The following is a 23,222-nucleotide window of genomic DNA, read 5'->3' as shown; positions in this document are numbered from 1 at the left end:
GTTGACGTGAAGACGCACAATCCGCCGCCCGCCTCATCAGTTTGATGAACAGCGCGGCGAAACATCCCCGTTCCCACTTTCACATACCGTTCAAGATCATGAAGACACGCATCCCGCTGGCGGCGCTCACCTTTTCGCTGTTGTTGCTCACCGGCTGTTCGACCGCGCTCGATCGCAGCAAGGAAGACGCGCTCAACCATGGCGCCGGCATCGAAGTGACGCAGACGAAGAACGGCGTTCAGGTCCGTCTGCCGGACAAGGTGCTGTTCGACTTCGATCAGTCCGTGCTGCGCGCGGATTCCGGCGTCGCGATCAACCGCGCGGTCGTGCTGATCCGTCGCAGCCGCAAGCCGGTGCTGGTCGAAGGGCACACGGACAACGTCGGCACGCGCGAGTACAACCAGCAGTTGTCCGAGGCGCGCGCGCAGATCGTGGCCGAGGCGCTGGAGGCACGCGGCGTGAAGGCGAGCCGCGTGACCGTTCATGGCTTTGCGTTCGACCGCCCGGTGGCGAGCAACGACTCGCCCGAAGGCCGTGCGCGCAATCGCCGCACCGAGATCGTGATCGAAGGCGAATCGGTGGATTCGGTGCTCGGCAAACCGCGCGGATGAACGGCTAGGCGGCTGAACGGCTGAACGGCTGAACGGCTGAACAGGGCAGCGGGCGAGAGGGACAGCGGGTGGGGCCCGGTCTTCCGAAACCCACCCGCTTGAACTGAAAGACCGCTCGCGGACGCGTGGCAGCGGAATTACTCGCCCGCGAGCAGCGTCGAGTCGTCCTCGATCGCTTCGTCCTTGCGGCTGGCCGCTTCGGCCGCGCCGTCGTTCAGCAGCCCGCGTGCCAGTTCGAGCGCCTGACGCTCGAAGAGCCGGCGGTACAGGCCGTTGTCGAGACGGATCAGCTTCTCGTGACTGCCTTCCTCGACGATGCGGCCGCGATCGAGCACGAGCAGCCGGTCGAGCGCGCGAACCGTCGACAGCCGGTGCGCAACCACGAGCGTCGTGCGTCCAATCATCAGCCGTTCCATCGCCTGCTGGATCAGCACCTCGCTCTCGCTGTCGAGGCTCGACGTCGCCTCGTCGAGAATCAGGATCGGCGCGTCCGCGAGGAACGCCCGCGCGATCGCCACGCGCTGACGCTCGCCACCCGACAGCTTCACGCCGCGTTCACCCACCAGCGTGTCGTAGCCGTGCGGCAATGCCGAGATGAACTCGTGCGCGCTCGCCTGCCGCGCCGCACGTTCGATATCGGCCTGCGTCGCGCCCGGCTTCGCGTACGCGATGTTCTCCGCGAGCGAGCGGTGAAACAGCAGCGGCTCCTGCTGCACGATCGCGATCTGCCGGCGCAGCGACGCCTGCTCGACGTCGGCGATGTTCTGCCCGTCGATCAGGATGCGGCCATCGTTCACGTCGTACAGACGCTGGATCAGTTTGATGAACGTCGTCTTCCCCGATCCCGAATGGCCGACCAGTCCGATCCGCTCGCCCGGCGCGACGCGCATCGAGAAGTCCGAGTACAGCGGTCGCGGTTGCTTGCCGTAGTTGAACGTCACGTGCTCGAAGCGGATCTCGCCATGGCGGATGTCGATCGGGCGCGCGCCGGGCCGGTCGTCGATGCCGAGCGGCTCGCGTTCGAGCAGCACGAGTTCTTCCATGTCGTTCACCGAACGCTGCAGGTTGCGCACGTGCATGCCGACTTCACGCAGATAGCCCTGCAGCATGAAGAACATCGTGAGCGCGAACGTGATGTCGCCGACGCTCGCTTCGTCGTTCATCCACAGCCACAGCGCGGCGCCGAGCATCGCGGTCTGCATCAGCACCAGCATGCCGCCCTGCACGCCGCCATTGGTGGTGCCGCGCGTCCACGTGCGGCGCGTGCGCTTGCGCCACTTCGCGATCACCCGGTCGAGACGCACCTCTTCGCGCGTTTCCGCACCGAAGGCCTTGACGACCGCGTTGCAGGTTACCGCGTCGGCGAGCGCGCCGCCCATGCGCGTGTCCCACAGGTTGCCAAGCCGCGCGGCGGGCGCGACGTAGCCGAGCGACAGCGCGACCGTCACCGTCACGTACAGCAGCGAGCCCACGCCCACCACGATGCCCATCAGCGGCCAGTGCAGGCCGAGCAGCAGCGTCGCGCCGCCGAGCATCACGAGCGACGGCAGCAGCGCGATCAGCAGCGTGTCGTTCAGCAGGTCGAGCGCCCACATGCCGCGCGTGATCTTGCGGACCGTCGAGCCAGCGAAGCTGTTCGCGTGCCAGTCGGTCGAAAACCGCTGCACGCGGAAGAACGCATTCGCGGCGATCTCGCTCATCATGCGCAGCGTCAGCACGATGATGTTGCGGAACACGAACTGCCGCAGCAGCGTCGCGCCGAGGCCGAGCGCGATCAGCACGCCGAACGCCGTCACCGCGTCGTGCCATGCCTGTGCCCGCGCAGCACCGCCGTGCGAGCCGGCGGCGAGCGCATCGACGAGGCGCCCGGAGAAGAGCGGCGTCAGAATATCCGCGAACGCCGACAGCAGCGCGAGCGTTGCGATCGCGACGATCCGCATCGGCTGCTTGCGCCAATGCTGGACGGTGAAACCCAGTACGTTCTTGAACGCCTGGGCGCCAAAATCGAATTTCTTCTTGGTCATTTGCCGAAGCCCGCGGCGCGCGACGCCACGAAACTATCCATTCAGGAAAATGAAGGGAGCGATAGCCCGTGCGCGCCGCGGATGACGGCAGGCACGACAACGAACGATGGACTATCTGGAACGACTACAGGCAGTGCGCCGCACTGCGAACCACGTGGAGACGGGTGACCCCGTCAGCGTTGCTTCAGCGAGAAGCGTGGAACGCGTGGACCCATGCCGGAGATACCACCCGCCGCGGCGACGATGCCGGAAAGCGCGATAAACGTTGCATGCATTTGACGCCTCCTTGCGGGTGATGATGGATGAGAAAGTTTGAAGCGAAAGGGCGCTTGCCCAGTCAGCGAATGATAGCAGCGAGTGACGGCGCTTGCCAGCGCCGCCCCGTAGATCGTTGCGATGAATCGACAGCCGACTACACAGCAGCGAACCGGGCAGCGAGCTGAGGAGCGAACCGAGCGCAACGCGCGTTCAGTTCGCTGAAGCGAGAGTTCACCGCCACGTTCACGGCAATGAAATCGTCAGATTCGCCGACTCAGGCCCGACTTTCACAAGCTGCGAGTACGGCGCGAGCGAACGGATCGTGGTGTCGCGCAGCCACGTGCTGAGCCCGACGTACGCGAGCAGCGCGACGAGCGCGAACACCGCGCCGATCGACCACAGCGGCACCTCGCGTTTCAGCCGGTGTGCGATCTGGTCGGGCAACGGCCAGTGCGGCGCGAACGCCGCGCGTTTGCCCTTCATGTGCGCGATCTCGTCGCCGAGACGCGCGGTGAGATACGCGAGCTTCTCGGGGCCCTCCAGCATGTACTTGCCCTGGAAACCGAGCAGCAGACACATATGGAACACCTCAAGGGCCTGCAGACGCACGGCGCCCTGCGCGCGGCATTCCTCGAGGTACTGGAAGAACTTCTCGCCCGCGAGCTGTTCGCCGAACAGCGTCAGCTGCAGCGGCCGGCGCTCCCAGTCGTTGCGGACCCGGAACGACGACGACAGCACCGACTCGTCGATCGCGGCACAGAACGCGAATTTCGCCGCGTAGATGTCGTCCGCGGCGACGTTGAGTTTTTTCGCGCCGCGCTCGAAGTCGCCGAGAAACTGCTGGATGCTCGCGCTGAAGCTGGCCGCATCGTCGGGCTCGCGGCCGTTCTTCAGCAGGAACAGCATGAAGAAGCCGTCGTACAGCAGGTCGAGCAGCGAGCGGACCTGATAGCCGGGGTCCGACGCGTGCTGCATCGGCAGTGCGGCGGACGGCGCCGGCGCGCCGAAGAGTGAAGGTGCCTGGCTCATGATGTCACCGCGATCAGTTCGAGCTTCAGATCATCGATGCCCGAGGGTGCGTAGATGGTGGCCGATTGCGCCTGCAGCATGCGTTCATACAGCGCGCCGCGCGGCTCGAACGAGAAGTAGCACGCGCCGGGACGCACCGGGATGGCGGGCGGCACCTGCGGCGTATACACGAGCCGCACGCCCGGCATCGCGGACAGCACCAGCTTGTCGACGTCGTCGGGCGCGCCCACCTTGAAACGCGCGGGCACCGCTTCGACGAGCTCCACAGTGGGCAAGTTCGCCGACACCGCGAGGAAGAACTGCGTCTTGTCGTCGATCTTGCCGGAATCGAGCCGACCCGCATGGAACGATGGGCGGACCTCGTCGAGCGCGATCTGGAAGTAGCGCGTGGAGATCACGGTTTCGAGCAGCTCGCGCAGCATCGTGTCGAGCCGCGCGAACGGCGGACCGGGATCGTCGTGACGGTACGCCGGCAGGTCGCCGAGCGCATAGCCCTTCGAAAACGTCATCAGCTGCCCCGCGAGCCGCAGCAGTTCGACGAAGAGCCGCTCGGGATGCAGCGACGGATGCTGGTACAGATGCGCGAGCACGGCGAACGCGGTATTCGCCGTATGCAGCAGCCAGAACGATGCGATGTCGCCCGAACGGAACTCGATAATGTTCTTGGTCGGCTCGCGGTGAAAACCGTACAGCGCGTTGATCTTCGCCTGCAATGCGTCGATCAGCTGGCGCAGCCGCTGCTGCAGCAACGACGACGCGCCCACCGCGAGACACGGCGGCACGAACGAATCGTCGGCTTCGAAGCCGGAGGTCGCGGTGCGCCGGATGCGCACGAGCGGCAACGACAGCAGCTGGTCGCGCGGCTCGCTGTGCGCGAGCAGCTTCACGCTGGTGCGCAGGAACGTGACGTCGGCGTCGGCCGCGTCGGTGAAGTGGTCGGCCACCGGCCGCTGTTCGCTCGTATAGCGCGCGACGAATCCCGAGCCGTTCGCGTCGCTGCCGTCGGTGTAGTTCGCGCCGGTTTCGCGTACCGGATGCATCGCGAGATAGAAGGTGAACTCGTTGATGCCGTCGGGCAGGGTATCCAGCGCGACGGGCGGCGGAAGCTGGTCGGCCTGCGGCGCGGAATAGAGCGCACCGTCGGGAAACACGAGCGACAGTTCGGCGAGGCGCAGCACATTGCTGCCGAGCGCATCGCGATCCACCGTGAGCGAGCGCACGCCCCAGTTGTACGGCTCGATCGCCTGGATCGACTCGAACAGACGCGCCTCGTGATAGGCATCCTGACGCTGAAAGTGCTGAGGCCTGAGAAACAGACCTTCCCCCCAGAGCACCTTGGCGGAATAACTCATATCGGACCTGTTTTATCGTGCGGATAGCGATGAGCGCAATGCGAGGGTAATGCGGGCTTGCCGATTTGCCGCATCCGCCGGCGCCGGATTGTTAAATCAGGGTTAAGTGACACTTTTATTGACAGCTCACCGACGACAGCATGTTGAGCGACTGGGGTGGTAATCCCTGTTCAACCGGGATGACCGTGCCGCCTGTCACCGTCATTGCACAGTTATGCAGGCCGACCATTATGCCGGATTTCTCCGACTTTGCCGGATCGAATGCGAATTTCCAGCGCTGCGGCGCGGGCTCCCGGAATAGCGCGACCACCCCGAACGCCTGCGCCTCGCGCGAAACCTTTTCGGTCGCGCTATAGCGCTGGCCCGGGATCAGCGTCACTTCGCGCACGCTCAGCAGATCGCTGCCGAGCACGGTCTTTTCCTTCGCCGGATCGGTAAAGGTATCGAATGGCGCCTGCTGGAATGAAGTCGGGTCCTTCAACGTATAGAGGCGCACCACCAGCGCGAGCGGCCGGTTGTCGTCGCCGGCATTCAGGGTGGGCGCGGCGAATAGCGTGACCGGCAGGTTGCGCGGCGGTTTCTGCGCGTCGGGCACGTCCGGCTTGCCGATGCCGGCGGCCTGCAAGGCCGTCGACGCAGCCGCGCCGAGCACCGACACGCCGGCCGCGCAGCCGCCCAGCAGCGCCGCGCACGCGAGCGCCGGCACGGCGATGCGCAGGAATGCGGCAGTACGTGGCAATACGGTGAATAACGCGCGAATGGACCGGCGGCGCAGTGCGCGGTTATCGGTGCCGATCCATGGTCCTTTCAATGCCGAATGAATAAAGCGTGACTTCATTTAAAACGACCGGCACGTGGGCCGTCTCCCCGGTGAATCATGCGTTCAATCAACCCTGCAGGCGGCCAGAACTATGTGTTTTGAATGTGACAGCCACACCATCGGCAATCTCACACAGGCGCGTTGTCCCGGTCCGCTCCAGGAAAAAACTACTCATCTTCAAAACGGATTTAAAGCAGTCGGAAATAATTTCTTGCCCGAATGATGAATGTTGAATTATCAAAAATTGGCCTGTACTATACCCGCGCATCTAATCCAAAGCAAAAACGCGGTACTTCTTCCGAATTAAAAAACTGCCTGTCGGTGATAACGATGAAAGAGCGGCTTCTGGTAAAACTATCTGGGGTTATGCTGGCCTGCGCGATTGCGGGCTGTGCGTCGCAGGGCAATAACACGGCGATGACTCCGGAAACATTTAACAAGCAACTGGCCGATGCGGATACGGTCGCGAAGGGCGGCGATCAGGATCGCGCCATCGCGCTCTATCAGCAGTTGTCGAAAGCCGATCCGACGCGCGAGGAACCGTGGGCGCGCATCGCGCAGATCGAGTTCCAGCGCGCGCATTACGGTCAGGCCATCGTCGCCGCGCAGGAAGCGCTGCAGCGCGACCAGAGCGATCGCGGCGCGAAGAGCGTGCTCGCGGTGGCGGGCCTGCGGGTCGCCACGCAGTCGCTCGGCGAACTGCGGCAGGATTCGTCGCTGCAGGGCGATGCGCGTTCCGACGCGCAGGCGCTCGCGCAGCAGCTGCGCGACACGCTCGGCGAAGACACGCTGTTCCCGCCGGAAGTGGTCGAGAAGCAGACGCCGCCGAAGCGCCGCATCGTGCGTCACGTCGTGCGCAAGGCGCCGGCCGAAGCGAGCGCGACGACAGCATCGGCTTCGCCGGCCACGTCGGCGGGCAGCAGTCCGGCCGCGGCGTTGCAGGCTGCACCCGCTCAGCCCGCAGCACCTGCCGCACCCGCCGCACCCGCGAAGGCTCCGGCCAAGGCGGCGCAAAGCGGCGGCGCATCGGATCCGTTCAGCGCGCTGCGCTGAAGGCACAGGCGAACCACACGCCAACCACACGCCAACAAAACAGGGGAGCCGACGATGGCGAAGAAAGAGAGTATCCAGAAGCGCCTGCAGAAAGTGCGGCCACCGCGCGTGCAGCTCACGTACGAAGTCGAGCGCGGCGATGCGATCGAGGTCAAGGAACTGCCGTTCGTCGTCGGTGTGGTGGCCGATCTGGCGGGACAGTCGGAAGTCGAACAGCCGAAGCTGCGCGATCGCAAGTTCGTCAGCATCGACCGCGACAACATCGACGACGTGATGAAAGCGATCGAGCCGCGCGCCGCGTTCCAGGTGGAAAACCGGCTCTCCGACGCGGGCGGCAAGTTCGCGGTGGATCTGCGCTTTCAGTCGATGTCCGACTTCAATCCGGACGAGGTCGTCGCGCAGATCGAACCGCTGCGGCGTCTGCTCGAAGCGCGCTCGAAGCTCGCCGACCTGCGCAACAAGCTCGCGGGCAACGACCGTCTCGAAGATCTGCTGAGCGACGTGCTGTCGAACACGCAGCAGGTGCAGGCGCTCGCGCAGGGCTCGCACGGCGGCGCGCCGGCGGGCGGCAACGAGGACGGCAAGGACGGACAGGCCGAATAACGACGCACGGGTCGAGAGGATCAGATGAACCAGCAAACGGCAGCGGCCCAGCTCGCGGGCGCACAGCAAGGTGTGGAAACGACCTCGCTGCTCGATGAAATCGTCGAGAAGAGCAAGGTAGCCAAGTCCCAGTCGGAACACGCGCGCGCGAAAGACCTGATCGGGGAACTCGCGAATCAGGTGCTGGAAGGCACGATGGTGGTGTCCGACAATCTGTCGGCCACGATCGACGCCCGCGTCGCGGAACTCGACCGGCTGATTTCCGCGCAGCTGAGCGCGGTGATGCACGCGCCGCAGTTCCAGAAACTCGAAGGCACGTGGCGCGGGCTCGATTACCTGTGCAAGGAAAGCAATACCGGTTCGACGATCAAGATCCGCGCGATTCACGCGCCGAAAAAAGATCTGGTGCGCGACTTCAAGACCGCGGTCGAATTCGACCAGAGTGCGCTCTTCAAGAAAGTGTACGAAGAAGAATTCGGCACCTTCGGCGGTGCGCCGTTCGGCGCGCTGATCGGCGATTTCGAAGTGACGCGCCAGCCGGAAGACATGTATTTCATCGAGCAGATGGCGCACGTCGCGGCGGCCGCGCACGCGCCGTTCATCGCATCGTCGTCGCCGGAACTGCTCGGGCTAGAATCGTTCGCCGATCTCGGCAAACCGCGCGACATGGGCAAGGTGTTCGACACGGTCGAATACGCGAAGTGGAAGTCGTTCCGCGATTCCGAAGACTCGCGCTACGTCGGCCTGACGCTGCCGCGTTTCCTCGGCCGTCTGCCGTTCAACCCGAAAGACGGCGCCACCGCTGAAGGCTTCAACTTCGTCGAAGAAGTGGACGGCACCGACCACTCGAAGTATCTGTGGTGCAACGCCGCGTGGGCGTTCGCCGCGCGCCTCACGGCCGCGTTCGACGATTTCGGCTGGTGCGCGGCGATTCGCGGCGTGGAAGGCGGCGGTCTCGTCGAAGATCTGCCCACGCATACGTTCAAGACCGACGACGGCGAAATCGCGCTGAAGTGCCCGACCGAAATCGCGATCACCGATCGCCGCGAGAAGGAACTGAGCGACCTCGGCTTCATCCCGCTCGTGCACTGCAAGAACTCGGACTATGCGGCGTTCTTCGCCGCGCAGTCGGTGCAGAAGGCGAAGAAATACAGCACCGACAGCGCGAACGCGAATGCCGTGCTGTCCGCGCAGCTTCAGTACATCTTCTCGGTGTCGCGCGTCGCGCACTATCTGAAGGCGATGATGCGCGACAAGATCGGCAGCTTCGCGTCCGCGCAGAACGTCGAGGTGTTCCTGAACCGCTGGATTTCGCAGTACGTGCTGCTCGACGACAACGCCACGCAGGAGCAGAAGGCGCAATTTCCGCTGCGCGAGGCGTCGATCCAGGTTTCGGAAATTCCGGGCAAGCCCGGATCGTATCGTTCGGTCGCGTTCCTGCGGCCGCACTTCCAGCTGGACGAGCTGTCCATTTCTCTGCGGCTCGTCGCTGATCTGCCGAAACCGGCAAACGCGTAAACAAGTGAAGCAGGTGCGTTACCCGGCGGGGGGGCCGTCCGGGGCGCACTCAAACCACCTCTTTGGGGAGTCAGCGGCATGAAGGACGGATATGTGAAGTTCGGCAATCCTGCGATCAAGGGCGAATCGCAGGACAAGGACCATCAGGGCTGGATCGAGTTCGATTCGTGGAGCCACAGCATCACGCAGCCGCGTTCGGCAACGGCTTCGACGTCCGGCGGTCACACGTCGGAGCGCTGCGAGCATGGCGACATGGTGTTCACGAAAGACATCGACGTCGTCAGCCCGCTGCTGTACCAGCACGCGTCGGGCGGCACGACGTTCGATGAAGTCACGGTCGACTTCATGCGCTCGGACGGCGAGGGCAACCGCATCAAGTACCTCGAGATCAAGCTGAAGTACGTGATCATCTCGAACGTGTCGCCGAGCGTCGCGGGCGAGGGCCTGCCGACCGAGCAGTTTTCGCTCAAGTACGCGGCCGTGCAGTGGAAGTACACGCAGCAGAATATCGGCGGCAATCAGGGCGGTAACGCACAGGGCGCGTGGAGCCTGACGAAGAACGACAAGACCTACGCGGTCTGAGATTCGCGCCGGCAGCGCGCGCAGGTTTTCACCGTACGCTTAGTACACCTGTGCGCCTTGCCGGCGCGCTTTCGCCCAACGCCTGATGAAACGCTTCGAACCAAGCTTTCTCGACAAGCTGTTCGACGACGAACCGCATCGTCCCGCTCCGGCGGCGATGCGGCAATGGTCGCTGGAAGAGCTGAAAAGCAGCGTCGCGCGCGACGTCGAGTCGATTCTCAACACGCGCATCGCGCTGACGGAAGAGCAACTCGCGATGCTGCCCGAATGCCGGCAATCGGTGCTGACGTACGGGCTGAACGATTTCGCGGGCCTGAGCCTCGCGAGTCACTACGATCGCACATTCATCTGCCAGTCGATCCAGCAGGCGATCACGCGCCATGAACCGCGTCTGCGGCAGGTCGTGGTGACGCTCGAACTGAACGACCAGCAGTCCACCAACGCGCTGAATTTCGCGATCCAGGCGTTGCTGGTGGTTCACCCGGCGGAAGAACCGGTGAGTTTCGACGCGATGCTGCAACCGTCCACGTTGCAGTATTCGGTGACGCGCGCACGCGCGAAGCTGTAGCGGTTAGCGGTTTAGCGGAGTATCGGGGTAATGCACCGGTCTGGCGCATGACGAAGGCCGGTGCGGCAGCACGAAGGATGGTCCGGGGAACGATAGATGGAAGAATTGCTGCCGTATTACGAACGCGAACTGTCGTTCCTGCGACGGCATTCGCACGATTTCGCCGCGCGTTACCCGAAGGTCGCCTCGCACCTTGCGATGCACGGTGTGCTGGGAGAAGACCCGCACGTCGAGCGCATGATCGAGGCGTTCGCGCTGTTGAGCGCGCGGGTCGGCAAAAAGCTCGACGACGATTACCCGGAATTCACCGAAGCGCTCGTCGAGGTGCTGTATCCGCATTATCTGCGGCCGTTTCCGTCGTGTTCGATCGCGCAGCTGAACGCTGCCGGCGCGTTCGGCGCGGACGACTACCAACACGCGATTCGTATCGAGCGCGGCACCGAGCTGCGGTCGCGCGCGATCAACGGCGTCGAATGCCGCTTTCGCACCGCGTACGACGTGACGGTCGCGCCGCTGCGCATCGTGGACGCGCGCTATCAGTCGATCGCGGTGGCGCCGGCCAGCGTCGTGCTGCCCGCGAGCGCGAGCGGCTTTGTGTCGATCACCTTCGAATCGACGCAGCCCGAATTGAACCTTCACGCGCTGCAACTGGATACGCTGCGGGTCAACCTGCACGGCGAGCAATCGTTCGTCGCCGCGTTGTCGGACGGACTGTTCATTCACGCGGGCGCGGCATTCGTGCAAGGAGAGGGGCCGAATGCATGGCGCACGCTGGGCCGCATTCCACTCGCACCCGTTGGCCTGAACGAACACGATGCGCTGATCGATTTTCCACCGCGCTCGCATCCCGCCTACCGCCTGCTGACCGAATACTTCGCGTTTCCCGAGAAATTCGATTTCGCCGACGTCGATTTCGCGGCGCTCGTGAAGCCTTTGGCGCCATGCCGCCGGTTGACGCTGCATATCGCGCTGAACGAGGTGCGCAACGATTCGCATGCGGGGCGTCTGCTCGAACTGCTGTCGGCGCATCATCTGCGGCTTTTCTGCACGCCGGTCGTGAACCTGTTCCGTCAGCACGGCGAGCCGATCCGTGTGAGCCACGAAGCGGTGTCGTATCCGGTGGTGGCGGACGCACGCCGGGCGTTCGGTTACGAGATCTATTCGATCGACTCGGTGCATCTGGTGCGGCAGCAGCCCGAGCAGGAGCGCGTGATCGAATTCCGGCCGTTCTATGCGCTGCATCACGGTGAGGCCGCGCGCGTCGGGCGCTACTGGTTTGCGCGGCGCAACGAATGGGTGGCGGCGAACAGCCCCGGCTACGAGACTGAAATCTCCGTCGTGGATATCGATTTCGAGCCTACTCAGGCGCAGACCGACACGCTCAGCATCGAGGCCACCTGCACGAATCGCGACTTGCCCGCGCGCCTCGCGATCGGTCTGGAGGGCGGCGACCTGTTCGCGTCGAATGAAGCGGTCAACGGCACGATCGCGCTGCTGCGCCGGCCGACGCACAGCACGCGTTTTCCGCGCGGCCGCGCGACGCACTGGCGCCTGATTTCGCACCTGACGCTCAACCACATCTCGCTGATCGACGACGGCATCGCCGCGCTGAAGGAAATGCTGGTGCTGTACGACCTGCGCCGCACGGCGATTTCGTCGCGGCATATCGAGGGTATCGTCGCGATCGAATCGCGCGACGCGGTGCAGTGGCTGCCGGGCAAACCGTTTTCGACCTTCGTGCGGGGCACCGAAATTCGCCTGACGCTCGACGAAGAGCATTTCGTCGGCGCGAGTATCGGTGTGTTCGCGCGGATACTCGATGTCTTTTTCGGGCTTTACGTCCATCTGAACAGCTTCGTGCAACTGGTCGTGATATCGAAGCGCACCGGCGAGGAGATTCTGCGATGCAAACCGCGCAGCGGCGAATCGACGCTGGCGTAGTCGAGCGTCTGCTCGACGAGCCGCACCGCTTCGAGTTTTTCCAGGCGGTGCGCGTGCTCGAACGCTGGTTCTCGGAAGATGCGGATTCGCGTCCCGATGAGGTGATCGCGCGCCGCATCGGCTTTCGCAACACGCTGTCGCTCGCGTTTCCGCCTAGCGAGATCGAACGCGCGATGTCGTACGACGCAGCGGGCGAGCCGATCGACACGCGCGAGAAACGCACGCATGCGGTGAGCGAGGGCACGCTGCGGCGGGTGGAGCTGACGCCCGCATTTTTCGGCCTGCTGGGCGGGCAAGGCGCGTTGCCGCTGCACTACACCGAACAGCTCGTCGCACGCGAACAGACGAAGCGCGATCGTGCCGCGCGAGAATTCTTCGACGTGTTCTCGAACCGCGCCACCGCGCTGTTCTACGCCGCGTGGAAGAAATACCGGCTGCCGTTCCATTACGAACTCGATCGTGACGAACGTTATCTGCCGCTGCTGCTCGCGCTCGCAGGCGTGGCCGACGATACGAGCCGGGAACGGAGCGCGTTCGAGCATGGCGGTCTGCTTGACGAGGCGATTGCCGGTTACGCGTTGCCCGCGCGGCACCGTCCCGTTTCGGCCGCGTATCTGCAGCGCACACTGACCGACTACTTTCGCGTGCCGGTCCGCGTCGAGCAGTTCGTCGGCCGCTGGTACGACGTGCCGCCCGAGCAGCTGAGCGTGCTCGGCCGCGCGAACGCGACGCTGAACGCGACGGCGCTTGCCGGCAGCCGCGTGTGGCAGCGCGATATGCGCGCGCGGCTCGTGGTCGGTCCGCTTTCGATGTCCGAGTACGAGGCGTTCCTGCCCGGCGCCGCGTGCGCGCAGGCACTGGAACGCATGCTGACGCTGCTCGCGGGCATCACGTTCGAATATGAAGTGTCGCTCGTGCTGAAGCGCACCGACGTCGGCCCGGCGCAACTGGGCGCAGGGGCGCGCCTCGGCTGGGATGCATTCCTTTGCACGCGCGATGCTGATCGCGACCGTGCCGATGCGCGCTACGAACTGCACGCGATGCACTGACCGGCATTGCATTTCAATCACAACGACATCCAACGCCAGGCCGTACCTTTACCGGATCGCATGACATGAGCACGCCTTTGAAGACCCTGATCGCGAAACTGAACCCGGCCAGCCGCCAGGCGACCGAGCGCGCCGCCAGCCTCTGCCTGTCGCGCGGTCACTACGAGGTCGATCTCGAGCATCTGTTCGTGACGCTGCTCGACGAACCCGCGAGCGACGTGGTGGTGGTGGTGCGCGCGAACGGCGTCGACACGAACGCGCTGCGTGCCGATCTGGAGCGCGAACTGGGGCGCCTGAAAACGGGCAATACGCGCACGCCGGTGTTTTCGGTGCATCTGATCGCGCTGTTCGAGCAGGCGTGGCTGATTGCTTCGCTCGACACGCAGATCGGCCGCATCCGCTCGGGGCATCTGCTGCTCGCGCTGGTCGGCGCGCCGGATCTCGCGCGGTTCGCGCAGCGCATGTCGCCGCTGTTCGCACACGTGCCGGCAACGGAACTCAAGCACCGTTTCGACGAAGCCACCGAAGGTTCGGCCGAAGCCGAGCGTGTGCAGTCCGCTGCATCCGATGAACCGGACGACACGGCGATACCTGCAGCGCCCGGCGTATCCAGAACCCCGGCGCTCGATACCTACACGACGAATCTCACGGAGCGCGCCCGGGCCGGCAAGATCGATCCGGTGATCGGCCGCGAAGGGGAGATTCGCCAGGTGATCGACATCCTGATGCGGCGCCGGCAGAACAATCCGATCCTGACCGGAGAGGCGGGCGTCGGCAAGACCGCGGTCGTGGAAGGTCTCGCGCTGCGCATCGCGGCGGACGACGTACCTGCGCCATTGCGCGGCGTCGCGCTGCACGTGCTCGACATGGGCTTGCTGCAAGCCGGCGCGAGCGTGAAGGGCGAGTTCGAGAACCGCCTGAAGAGCGTGATCGACGAGGTGAAGAAGAGTCCGCATCCGATCATTCTTTTCATCGACGAAGCGCACACGATCATCGGCGCCGGCGGCCAGGCCGGGCAGAACGATGCGGCGAACCTGTTGAAGCCCGCGCTCGCGCGCGGCGAACTGCGCACGGTCGCCGCGACGACATGGAGCGAATACAAAAAGTACTTCGAAAAGGATGCGGCGCTCGCGCGGCGCTTCCAGGTGGTGAAGGTCGAGGAGCCGTCGGAAGCGCTCGCGTCCGCGATGCTGCGCGGCATGGCCGCACTGATGGAACAGCACTTCGACGTGCGGATTCTCGACGAAGCGATCACCGAAGCCGTGCGCCTGTCGCATCGCTATATCAGCGGACGGCAGTTGCCCGACAAGGCGATCAGCGTGCTCGATACTGCGTGCGCGAAGGTCGCGCTCGCGCACAGCGCGACGCCCGCAGCGATCGACGATGCGAACAAGCGCATCGAACGGCTCGATGCGGAGATCGCGGCGCTGGAGCGCGAAGCGGCCGCGGGCGCTTCTTCACATGAAGAACGGCTCGCGGAATTGCGCACCGAACGCGACGATACGCTTGCCGCGCTCACGCAAAGCAATGCGCGTTACGACGAAGAGCGTGCGCTCGTCACGCAGATCGAAGCGCTGCGCAATGAGCTCGATGCACTACGTGCACTAAGCGGCGATGCTTCGGCGAACGCCGATCAGCGGCACAGCCTTCGCGAACGGCTAGGCGGAGAAATGGCAAAACTGCATGCCTTGCAGGGCAATCAGCCAATGGTGCCGCTGCAGGTGGACGCGCACGTCGTCGCGGAAATCGTCGCGTCGTGGACCGGCGTGCCACTCGGACGCATGGTGAAGGACGAACTGCAGACCGTGCTGAACCTGCAGGAACTGCTCGCTGCGCGTGTGATCGGTCAGGACCACGCGCTCGACGCGATCGCGCAACGGGTCCGCACCGCGAATGCGAACCTCGAAGACCCGGACAAGCCGCGCGGCGTGTTCATGTTCGTCGGCCCGTCCGGTGTCGGCAAGACGGAGACGGCGCTCGCGCTGGCCGACATTCTCTATGGCGGCGAGCGCAAGCTGATCACGATCAACATGAGCGAGTATCAGGAGGCGCACAGCGTGTCGGGCCTCAAGGGTTCGCCGCCGGGCTACGTCGGTTATGGCGAAGGCGGTGTGCTGACCGAGGCAGTGCGGCGTAATCCATATTCGGTCGTGCTGCTCGACGAAGTCGAGAAGGCGCACCCCGACGTGCTCGAAATGTTCTTTCAGGTGTTCGACAAGGGCTCGATGGACGATGCCGAAGGACGCAACATCGATTTCCGCAACACGCTGATCATCCTGACGTCGAACGTCGGGTCGTCGGCGGTGATGCAGGCGTGCCTGAACAAGGGCGTCGACGAGCGGCCCGGTCCCGACGAACTCGCCGAAACGCTGCGGCCGCTGCTGTACAAGACCTTCAAGCCTGCGTTCCTCGGCCGCATGAAAACCGTGCCGTACTACCCGATTCCGGACGACGTGCTCGCGGACATCATCGAGCTGAAGCTCGGTCGTATCCAGCGCCGTATCGAAGCGAATCATCGCGCGCGCTTCGAATGGGACGAGTCGCTCGTCGATGCGGTGCTCGCGCGCTGCACCGAAGTCGACTCCGGCGCGCGCAACGTCGATCACATCCTGAACGGGACGCTGCTGCCGGAGATCGCGCAGCATGTGCTCGAACGGATGGCGGATGGCGCGTCGCTCGAACTGATCGCCGTGCGTGCGAACGCAGAAACAGGTGCGTTCGACTACACGGTGCGTTGAGCTTTTAAGGAAGACGTTTGTTTCATTGCAGTCCCAGGTGCCTGAATCATGTCCATCGATACGAATGCGCTGCTGAATCCGATCAGCGAAACCTCGCCCTGCGGCGACGACCTGCTGTTTTCCACCGATTTCGACGCGATCCAGCACGCGCGCCGCTTTGACGATCCGTCGCTCGACCAGGGCGAGTGGGTGACCGAGATCAAGGAGGCGGACTGGGCGTTCGTCGTCGAGCGCGCGACCGCGCTGCTGCAGACGCAGACCAAAGACCTGCGCCTTGCGGTGTGGCTGACCGAGGCGCTGACGATCGAAGATGGCGTCGCGGGTCTGACCGCGGGCTATACGCTGCTGACCGGTCTGTGCGCGCGCTATTGGGACACGGTGCATCCGCTGCCGGAAAGCGAGGACGTCGAGTATCGGCTGGGCAACGTGTCGTGGCTCGCGGGCCGTTCGGCCGAACTGCTGCGCGCGATTCCGCTGACCCAGGCGCCGGACGGCGCGTGGCGTACGCTCGACTGGGACGTCGCGACGCATGTCGCGCAGGCCGCGAAGCGCGACCCCGAGCACGCGAACGACATCGTGCGAGGCAAGCCTTCGATCGAGCAGATCGAGGCTTCGCGCCGTGCGACGCCGATCGCGTTCTACAGCGCGCTGCTCGCGCAGTTGCATGCGTTCCATGCCGCGCTGCTCGCGCTCGAACGCGAACTCGACCTGCATGCGGGCGATGCCGCTCCCAGCTTTCGCCAGACGAAGGACGCATACGACGCGGTGTATCGGCTCGCGGAACGTTTCGCGAAAGAAGCGGGCGTCACGGCAAACCCGGCGAACGCGGCACCGCAGGCGAGCGCCGATACACACGAACCGGTTGCCGTCGAACGCGTGGAGCCGAGCTTCAGGACGCAGTCTTTTGCAGAGGACACTGCCGTGCCGAATCCTGTCACGTTACCCGTTGCACAGGCGGGCCTGGCGACGCGCGCTCAGGCCCTCGCGCAACTGCGCGCGGTTGCCGCGTATTTCCGCCGCACCGAGCCGCATAGCCCCGTCGCGTATCTCGCGGACAAGGCCGCCGAATGGGCCGATATGCCGCTGCACGAATGGCTCGCGTCCGTCGTCAAGGACGACGGATCGCTCGCGCATATTCGCGAGCTGCTGGGCGTGAAGCCGGATAGCGGCAGCTGAAACCGCCGCTCAAAGGCCGGCGCGGAATTCGATGCGCCGGTTGCGCGCGCGCCCGTCGGTCGTATCGTTCGATGCGATCGGCTGATCCGGGCCGACGCCGGTCGTGGTGAGCTGTTGCGGCGAGATGCCCTTGGCGACGAGGTAGCCTTTCACCGCATCCGCACGCGCCTGGCTCAACGCGATGTTCGCCGCGCGATTGCCGGCATTGTCGGTGTGGCCGATGATTTCGACGGTACGTGTGGTCATTTTCGTGAGCACGGCCGCCATCTGATCGAGAATCGCGCGGCCTTGCGGCGTGAGCGTCGCGCTGCCGGTTTCGAATTCGATCGTGCGGTTCGCGAGCGTCTGGTCGAGCAGACCCTGTTCGGATGCACTGACGCGCAAGCCGTTGCGGATCGTGTAGGTCGGGTTCAGCGTGTTCGCCATGTTGCTGACCAACTGCTGGCGTAGCGCTTCATTGCCGACTTCACCCTTCACGTCGATCGACGTACCGTCGATCACCAGCTGTCCCTTCCTGATCTGCTTCAGCTGCGGGCCAAGCAGCTGCTGCACGTTGGACGACCAGTTCGGCGGCGTCGCGACATCGCGCACTTCGATCTGGTCGAGTACGTTCGCGGCGCCGTAGGTGGCGCGCAGTTTTTGCAGCACCGCGGCCTTGGTCGCTTCGTCGGGCACCTTGCCGCTGACCACGACCTGCCCCGGCGTCGCATTCGCGGCGGGCGGCGTGGCCTGCGCGGCTGTAGGGGCGGGAGCGGGTGCCGATGCCTGCGTGGTTGACTGAGCGGGCAGCACCGTCGTGTGGATCTGCGTGCCGCTGTTGTCCACTGGCGTCACCGATGCTGAGCCGGTGCTGTCGGCCAACGCGGCGTGCTGGATGGCGAAAGGCGCGATGAATGTCGCAAGCGTGGCAACCGTCAACACGTACCGACGGCCGCGTGGCGTGCTGCTGCGAAGGAAAGAGCGCATCGGCATCGCGTCAGGCTCCGATGAAGGCTTCGCGGAACGTGTCGATGCTCACGCGCAGCGACAGTTGCGGTTGGTCGAGATAGCTGACGAGCTTGCTGATCGCCGGATCGTTCTGTGTGTGGCCGTCGATCCACTCGGGATCGTCGATGTCGATGTTGTGCGTCGCGTACGCCTGCGGATCGACGACGCTCCACAGCGTTTTCGCCGACGCGCCGTTGAAGCCGACAATCAGGCGTTCGCGTTCGGCGATCGTGCCGATGAAGATCGCGAGTTCGAAATCCGCCTGCGACACGAACGGCGCGATCAGCTCGAGCCAGAATGCGGCGACGAGGCTGCGATAGAACGGATCGACCGGCAGCGGCAGTGTAAGCCCGCGCTCCAGATGCGACGAACCGCTTTTCATCACGGGCTGCAACAGCGAACCGAGCGCGAGCATCGCGCCGCGCAACCGCACCGGATGACCGCTCGCGAGCAGCATCTGTTCGAGGCCGGCGAGCGTCTGGTGCTCGACGAAATCGTTGAAGGTGCCGTCGTGCGGATTGTTCGGACCGCCAACGTCAATCGGCACGAAGCTGTCGCCTAGCGCCTGCAACGCGCCTGCGGGTTCTTGCGCCGACAGCAGCGGCGTCATCTGCGATGCGGCGCGCGCCCAGAGCCGCGCGAATGCGAGCGGACTGCGCGCGAGGAACTGCAACGGCCGCTCCACTTCGAGCGTGGTCGCCGCGAGGAACGGAAAACGCCGCGACGACTGATCGTGACTCGCCACCATATGGCCGCCGATCGCGAGCTTGCTGCGCGAACCGAGAAACGCGAAGTGCATCGGCCGCGCGCTTTCGTACACGATCTTCCAGCGCGGATCGTCGGCGAGCAGTTCCATGGCCTGCGCGATCCAGCGGTCGAGCGTCTGCAGCAGCTGCGGGTTGTGCGGGCTCTTCACGAAGTCGCCGCGCGAGGGAATCTTGCCGAAATAGGCGATCTGCGCCTGAACGGTCTGCGTCATTGCGCGCCTCCAGAATTCGAAACCGTCGACACCGATGCCGGCGCGCTCACGTTCACGGTACCGGACGCGCGCGTAGCGGCTGCGGCGGGTGCGGTTGTCGGATTCGTCACGGCTACTGCCTGATTCGCCGCGCCGACGTCCGCCACCGACGACGGCAGGTGCAGCCCGCGCAGACTTTGCGCGGCCGGCTGATCACCGCTGCCGCTGCCACCTCCGCCTCCCGCGGAGGGTTGCGATGTGCTGACGATACGCATGCTGACCGCCACCGTGACGTTGCCTTGCGTCCACGACAGATCGAACGTGCCATCCGGGCGGCGCGAGCGCTGCGCGGAGTTGATCAGCTTCTCGAGGCCGTAGCGGCCGGGCTCGTTGACGAACTGGATGGTGCGGCCGTCGAACGTGGTCGCGCTGAGCGTGGCGCCCGGCGAACCCGACGGATTCGGCCACACGAAGTTGGTCCACTGCGGCGGCGTATTGCGATAGCGCAGCTGCTGGCCGTCGATCGCGAGCGTGTATTCGGTCGTGCCGCTGCTCGGCTGCGGCAGGATCTGGAACACGGTCTGCGGTTCGCTCGAACTCTGACCCGACGCTGCGCCGCCAGCCAGCGGCGCGACCCAGCGCGCGAAGCCGTTGGTGAAGTCCGGCGTGAGCGCGATGCCCATGTCGCCCCACGTGCGCGCGGAGAGCGTATCGCCGCGACGCACCGCGAGCGGACCGAGCGTCGTGCCGACGAACTTCGCGATCGAGCCGTCCGGACCGAACACCTGCGCGATTTCGCCGGCGGCCGCTTCGACCTTCGCGTCGCCCGAGAACGGATACTTGCTTGCGAGCGAAGTCTGGAACGGCTGATAGACCTGTGCGTTCCACACCTTGTTCACTTCGACGCTCGCCGGCTGGATCACCGCCGCGTACGACTGCGTGAGCGGCCGCACGAGCAGCGGACGCAGCGCCTTGCGTTGCGGATCGGTCAGACCGGTCAGCATCTGCTCGTCGACATAGCGCAGCGCGTCGGCGAGTTCGGAGCCGTTGCCGTCGAGCGTCTGCTGCATCAGCTGGCGCGCGCCCGGTCCCGGATCGCCCTGGTTCTTGATGGTGTTGAAGCGCGTGCGCACCTTCGACAGCGCATCCATGTAGCCGCGCAGCATCGAGTTGTTGTCCTGCACCGCGACGATGCGCGCAAGGCCGCTGAACTCGGCGCCGACCGGACCCATCGGCAGCTGCACCGGGTTGCCGTTGATGTCGATGTTCGCGTTCTGCATCTGCGCCGGTGCACGCGAGAACCAGCCCTTCACGCGGTCGAGCAGATTGCCCTTTGCCTGCGCGAGCGCGGCGTTCGCGAACGACGGGTTGTCCCACGACGTCTGGTCGTACGCGGTTTCGAGCACCTTGCGGATCGGCGAATCCTGCGGGTCGCCGAGGCGGTTCATCGCATCCACCGCCTGACCGAAGCTGCCGAAACCCTGCACGGTGATGCCCTGCATGAACTTCTGCCAGTGCTGCGCGTACTCGGTCTTGTACATACCGACGAGCGCCTTCTGGATCTGCTCGGGGCTGCCTTCGAGCGTGAGGTCGTCATGCGCGGACGTGTTGAGCACCCAGTCCTTCGCCTGCAGTTCCTTCGTTGCGGCGTCGCGAATGGCGGGCTGCACGTACTGGAACCACGCCTCGCGCGTGAAGGTGCCGGGAATCGCGTAGCTGCCCGCGACGAAGTTCGTATCGCCGTCACCGACGATGCGCGCAACCGTCATCGGCGCGAAACGGGTGGATGCGCGCGCCTTGATCTCTTCGTACACGCGCTGACGCGCCGGCATGCCGCGCACGACGCGCCGCAGGTTTTCCTGGGTCTGGTCGACGAGCGCGAGGTTCGCGTCGATCATCGGCCAGTCGGTGTCGTTCACGCGCGACAGGTAGAACGTGATCATGCGGCCCGCGCTCTTGATCATGTCCTCGCGGGACATGTTGCCGCGATTCTGTTCGAGCCAGCCGCGCCAGAAGCGCGCGATCTGGTCGGTCAGATGCGCGGCTTCCACGTGCCGCTTGTCGGACAGCATCAGGTAGGTTTTCAGCGCGTTATACGCGTCTTCCGCGTTGGTCGGCGACGCATCGCTATAGCGGCCGCCTTCGCTGCTTGCAGTCATCGCCGCGTGCGTCGACACCGGCAGCGTGCCCGATTGCGGCGTCGAACTGGTGGGCGCGAGCTGGTCGGCGTGATTGTCGACGTCCTTCAGGAACGCTTCGAGATTCTGCGACACGGGCGCGAGCATGATCTGCTTCACGCCGTCGTAGTACTCGGTCAGCAGATGCTGCTCGAGGCGATCGCCCTGATAAAGACCGAGCGAAACGGACAGCGGCTTTTCCTCGCGGAAGCGTTCGAGCTGCTCGATGCGGTCCTCGAGAATATCCATCGCCTGCAGGCGGCTCTGCAGATCCGTGCGGTTCTGCTGCATGCGGATCACGTTGTCGAGATCGGCCTGCACGTTCGCGGTCAGTTGTTCGTTGCCGAGCGTCGACCACGTCCAGCCGCCCAGCGCGAGCGCGAGCAGCATCACGAAACCGAAGAACGTGCCGTAACGCAGGCGCGTTTTCGCGGGGCTCGAAAACTGGCGCACCGTCAGCTTGTCCGCGAAGATCACCTTCGAGAACAGGTCGCGCAGGAAGAAGCCGTTCTTCGAGAACGCGCTGTGCGGCTTGGCGATGCCTTCGGCTGCGAGCCCGAAGCGGTTCGCGATGCGCTGTGCGGCGGCGCTGCTGGTTTCACCTTCCTGCAACGCGCTCGTGAAATAGAAGCCGCGGAAGATCGGCTTGTACTGGAACGGGTTGTTCTCGAACAGCGTGGCAAGGAAGGTGCGCAGCGCGGGCTTGATCGTCGAGAATTCGAGCGGGAAGCTCAGTTGCCCCGGCGAAAGACGGTTGCCGCGGTTCATCGAAAGCTGCGCGACGCTGATTTCCTTCAGGCCGTCATAGAGTTCTTCGAAGCGTTCGTCGAAGAGCGCGACGATGTCGCGTTTCTCGTCCGGCTCGTAGGGCAGGGTGGCGCCCCACACGCGGTCGTATTCCTGCCGTTCGTTGCCGCTGAAGAATTCGGTGAAGCCGGTGATCAGGTCCGCCTTCGTGAACATCACGTAGACGGGCGCGAACACCTCGAGTTTTTCGGTGAGTTCCTGCACGCGCTGGCGCAGGTTCTTCGCGAGATTGATCGCAACTTCAGGGCGGTCGCCCGTCAGTTCCGCGATGCTCGCCGTCACGATGATGCCGTTGATCGGCGCTTTCGGACGGTAGCGTTTGAGCAGCGACAGGAAGCCGATCCATTCGCTGCGGTCTTCCTCGTGCACCGAATAGCGGCCGGCGGTATCGAGCAGAATGCCTTCGGTCGTGAAGAACCAGTCGCAGTTGCGCGTGCCGCCCATGCCGTGAATCACCGCATCGTTCTTGTCCGCGAACGGGAACTGCAGGCCGGAGTTCAGCACGGCGCTGCTCTTGCCGGCGGCAGGGTTGCCGATCACGATGTACCACGGCAGTTCATACAGCGCGGCGCCGCCCGACAGCTGACCGATCTTCGACGTCTTGATCGTCTTGACCGCATCGGCGAGGCGTTTGCGCAGCACATCCAGTTCGGCCTGGCGCGCGGGAGCGGGGCCCGCGCCGGCTTCGGCCTGCTGCTCCAGCATGTCGCCGAGCTTGCGGTTCGCGCGGCGCGTGCGCCAGCGGCGGACCAGCCACACGGCGAGCCACAGCAGCACCAGCGTGCCGAACACGACGGCGGGCCAGAAGAGCGGGATATCGAACAGCCAGGCCGCGATGAACAGCACCGCGGCGAGCGCGAGCGCGCCGATGACGGTGAGCGTGCGCGGATGGATCAGCGCTTTGAAAAAGGATCGCATAGGCCGGTCAGATCCGCTGCAAAGGACGATTTAAAGCCATGGTCCGAACGCCC

At 64.7% G+C, this 23,222-nt stretch carries 17 protein-coding genes; 10 read left to right on the top strand and 7 right to left on the bottom strand.

Going from position 1 to position 23,222, the window contains the following annotated elements; translation table 11 throughout:
• Positions 1–98 precede the first annotated feature (98 nt).
• Positions 99–611, top strand: coding sequence for an OmpA family protein (locus DVS29_RS22935; protein WP_118182851.1), 513 nt, complete (start codon positions 99–101; stop codon positions 609–611).
• A gap of 137 nt (positions 612–748) precedes the next feature.
• Here DVS29_RS22935 and DVS29_RS22930 read toward each other — a convergent pair whose 3' ends face one another.
• From DVS29_RS22930 to tssJ, 4 genes are all read right to left on the bottom strand, one after another.
• A complete protein-coding gene (locus DVS29_RS22930; protein WP_118182805.1) occupies positions 749–2,635 on the bottom strand; it encodes an ABC transporter ATP-binding protein in 1,887 nt (628 codons plus the stop codon).
• A 501-nt stretch (positions 2,636–3,136) separates the two neighbouring features.
• Positions 3,137–3,922: a type IVB secretion system protein IcmH/DotU gene (gene icmH, locus DVS29_RS22925; RefSeq protein WP_118182804.1), complete on the bottom strand. Its 786-nt coding sequence runs from the start codon at positions 3,920–3,922 to the stop codon at positions 3,137–3,139.
• Entirely contained in the window at positions 3,919–5,274 is a 1,356-nt protein-coding gene (gene tssK / locus DVS29_RS22920; RefSeq protein ID WP_118182803.1) for a type VI secretion system baseplate subunit TssK, read from the bottom strand. The genes icmH and tssK overlap by 4 nt, the downstream gene beginning before the upstream one ends.
• 115 nt (positions 5,275–5,389) lie before the next feature.
• Positions 5,390–6,112 carry a type VI secretion system lipoprotein TssJ gene (gene tssJ / locus DVS29_RS22915; RefSeq protein ID WP_118182802.1) on the bottom strand — a complete coding sequence of 241 codons (723 nt, stop codon included), beginning with the start codon at positions 6,110–6,112 and terminating at the stop codon, positions 5,390–5,392.
• A gap of 312 nt (positions 6,113–6,424) precedes the next feature.
• Between tssJ and DVS29_RS22910 the strand changes: the two genes are divergently transcribed.
• From DVS29_RS22910 to tssA, 9 genes are all read left to right on the top strand, one after another.
• On the top strand, positions 6,425–7,147 hold the full coding sequence (locus DVS29_RS22910; RefSeq protein WP_118182801.1) for a hypothetical protein: 723 nt from the start codon (positions 6,425–6,427) through the stop codon (positions 7,145–7,147).
• Positions 7,148–7,201: 54 nt separating this feature from the next.
• On the top strand, positions 7,202–7,750 hold the full coding sequence (gene tssB, locus DVS29_RS22905) for a type VI secretion system contractile sheath small subunit (protein WP_118182800.1): 549 nt from the start codon (positions 7,202–7,204) through the stop codon (positions 7,748–7,750).
• A 24-nt stretch (positions 7,751–7,774) separates the two neighbouring features.
• Entirely contained in the window at positions 7,775–9,268 is a 1,494-nt protein-coding gene (tssC, locus tag DVS29_RS22900) for a type VI secretion system contractile sheath large subunit (RefSeq protein ID WP_118182799.1), read from the top strand.
• Between the two features lie 78 nt (positions 9,269–9,346).
• Positions 9,347–9,850, top strand: a complete 504-nt coding sequence (locus DVS29_RS22895; RefSeq protein ID WP_118182798.1) for an Hcp family type VI secretion system effector — start codon at positions 9,347–9,349, stop codon at positions 9,848–9,850.
• An 85-nt stretch (positions 9,851–9,935) separates the two neighbouring features.
• Complete coding sequence (gene tssE, locus DVS29_RS22890; protein WP_118182797.1) at positions 9,936–10,418, top strand: type VI secretion system baseplate subunit TssE; 483 nt, start codon at positions 9,936–9,938, stop codon at positions 10,416–10,418.
• Positions 10,419–10,514: 96 nt separating this feature from the next.
• On the top strand, positions 10,515–12,359 hold the full coding sequence (gene tssF / locus DVS29_RS22885) for a type VI secretion system baseplate subunit TssF (RefSeq protein ID WP_118182796.1): 1,845 nt from the start codon (positions 10,515–10,517) through the stop codon (positions 12,357–12,359).
• Entirely contained in the window at positions 12,323–13,408 is a 1,086-nt protein-coding gene (gene tssG / locus DVS29_RS22880; protein ID WP_118182795.1) for a type VI secretion system baseplate subunit TssG, read from the top strand. The genes tssF and tssG overlap by 37 nt, the downstream gene beginning before the upstream one ends.
• A 65-nt stretch (positions 13,409–13,473) precedes the next feature.
• Positions 13,474–16,146 carry a type VI secretion system ATPase TssH gene (gene tssH, locus DVS29_RS22875; protein ID WP_118182794.1) on the top strand — a complete coding sequence of 891 codons (2,673 nt, stop codon included), beginning with the start codon at positions 13,474–13,476 and terminating at the stop codon, positions 16,144–16,146.
• Positions 16,147–16,194: 48 nt separating this feature from the next.
• Entirely contained in the window at positions 16,195–17,322 is a 1,128-nt protein-coding gene (tssA, locus tag DVS29_RS22870) for a type VI secretion system protein TssA (RefSeq protein WP_118182793.1), read from the top strand.
• 9 nt (positions 17,323–17,331) lie between these two features.
• Here the strand turns inward: tssA and DVS29_RS22865 are convergent, their stop codons facing one another.
• The 3 genes from DVS29_RS22865 to tssM are packed head-to-tail and all read right to left on the bottom strand — an operon-like array spanning position 17,332 to position 23,169.
• Positions 17,332–18,288: an OmpA family protein gene (locus DVS29_RS22865; protein WP_118182850.1), complete on the bottom strand. Its 957-nt coding sequence runs from the start codon at positions 18,286–18,288 to the stop codon at positions 17,332–17,334.
• A gap of 10 nt (positions 18,289–18,298) precedes the next feature.
• Positions 18,299–19,288: a type VI secretion system-associated protein TagF gene (gene tagF, locus DVS29_RS22860; protein WP_118182792.1), complete on the bottom strand. Its 990-nt coding sequence runs from the start codon at positions 19,286–19,288 to the stop codon at positions 18,299–18,301.
• A complete protein-coding gene (tssM, locus tag DVS29_RS22855) occupies positions 19,285–23,169 on the bottom strand; it encodes a type VI secretion system membrane subunit TssM (protein ID WP_118182791.1) in 3,885 nt (1,294 codons plus the stop codon). The genes tagF and tssM overlap by 4 nt, the downstream gene beginning before the upstream one ends.
• Positions 23,170–23,222: the final 53 nt, after the last annotated feature.

This window comes from Paraburkholderia phosphatilytica, from assembly GCF_003443895.1.
Taxonomy (GTDB): domain Bacteria; phylum Pseudomonadota; class Gammaproteobacteria; order Burkholderiales; family Burkholderiaceae; genus Paraburkholderia; species Paraburkholderia phosphatilytica.
The sequence above is the reverse complement of the archived record's forward strand: the minus strand, read 5'-3'. Positions and strand labels throughout refer to the sequence as shown.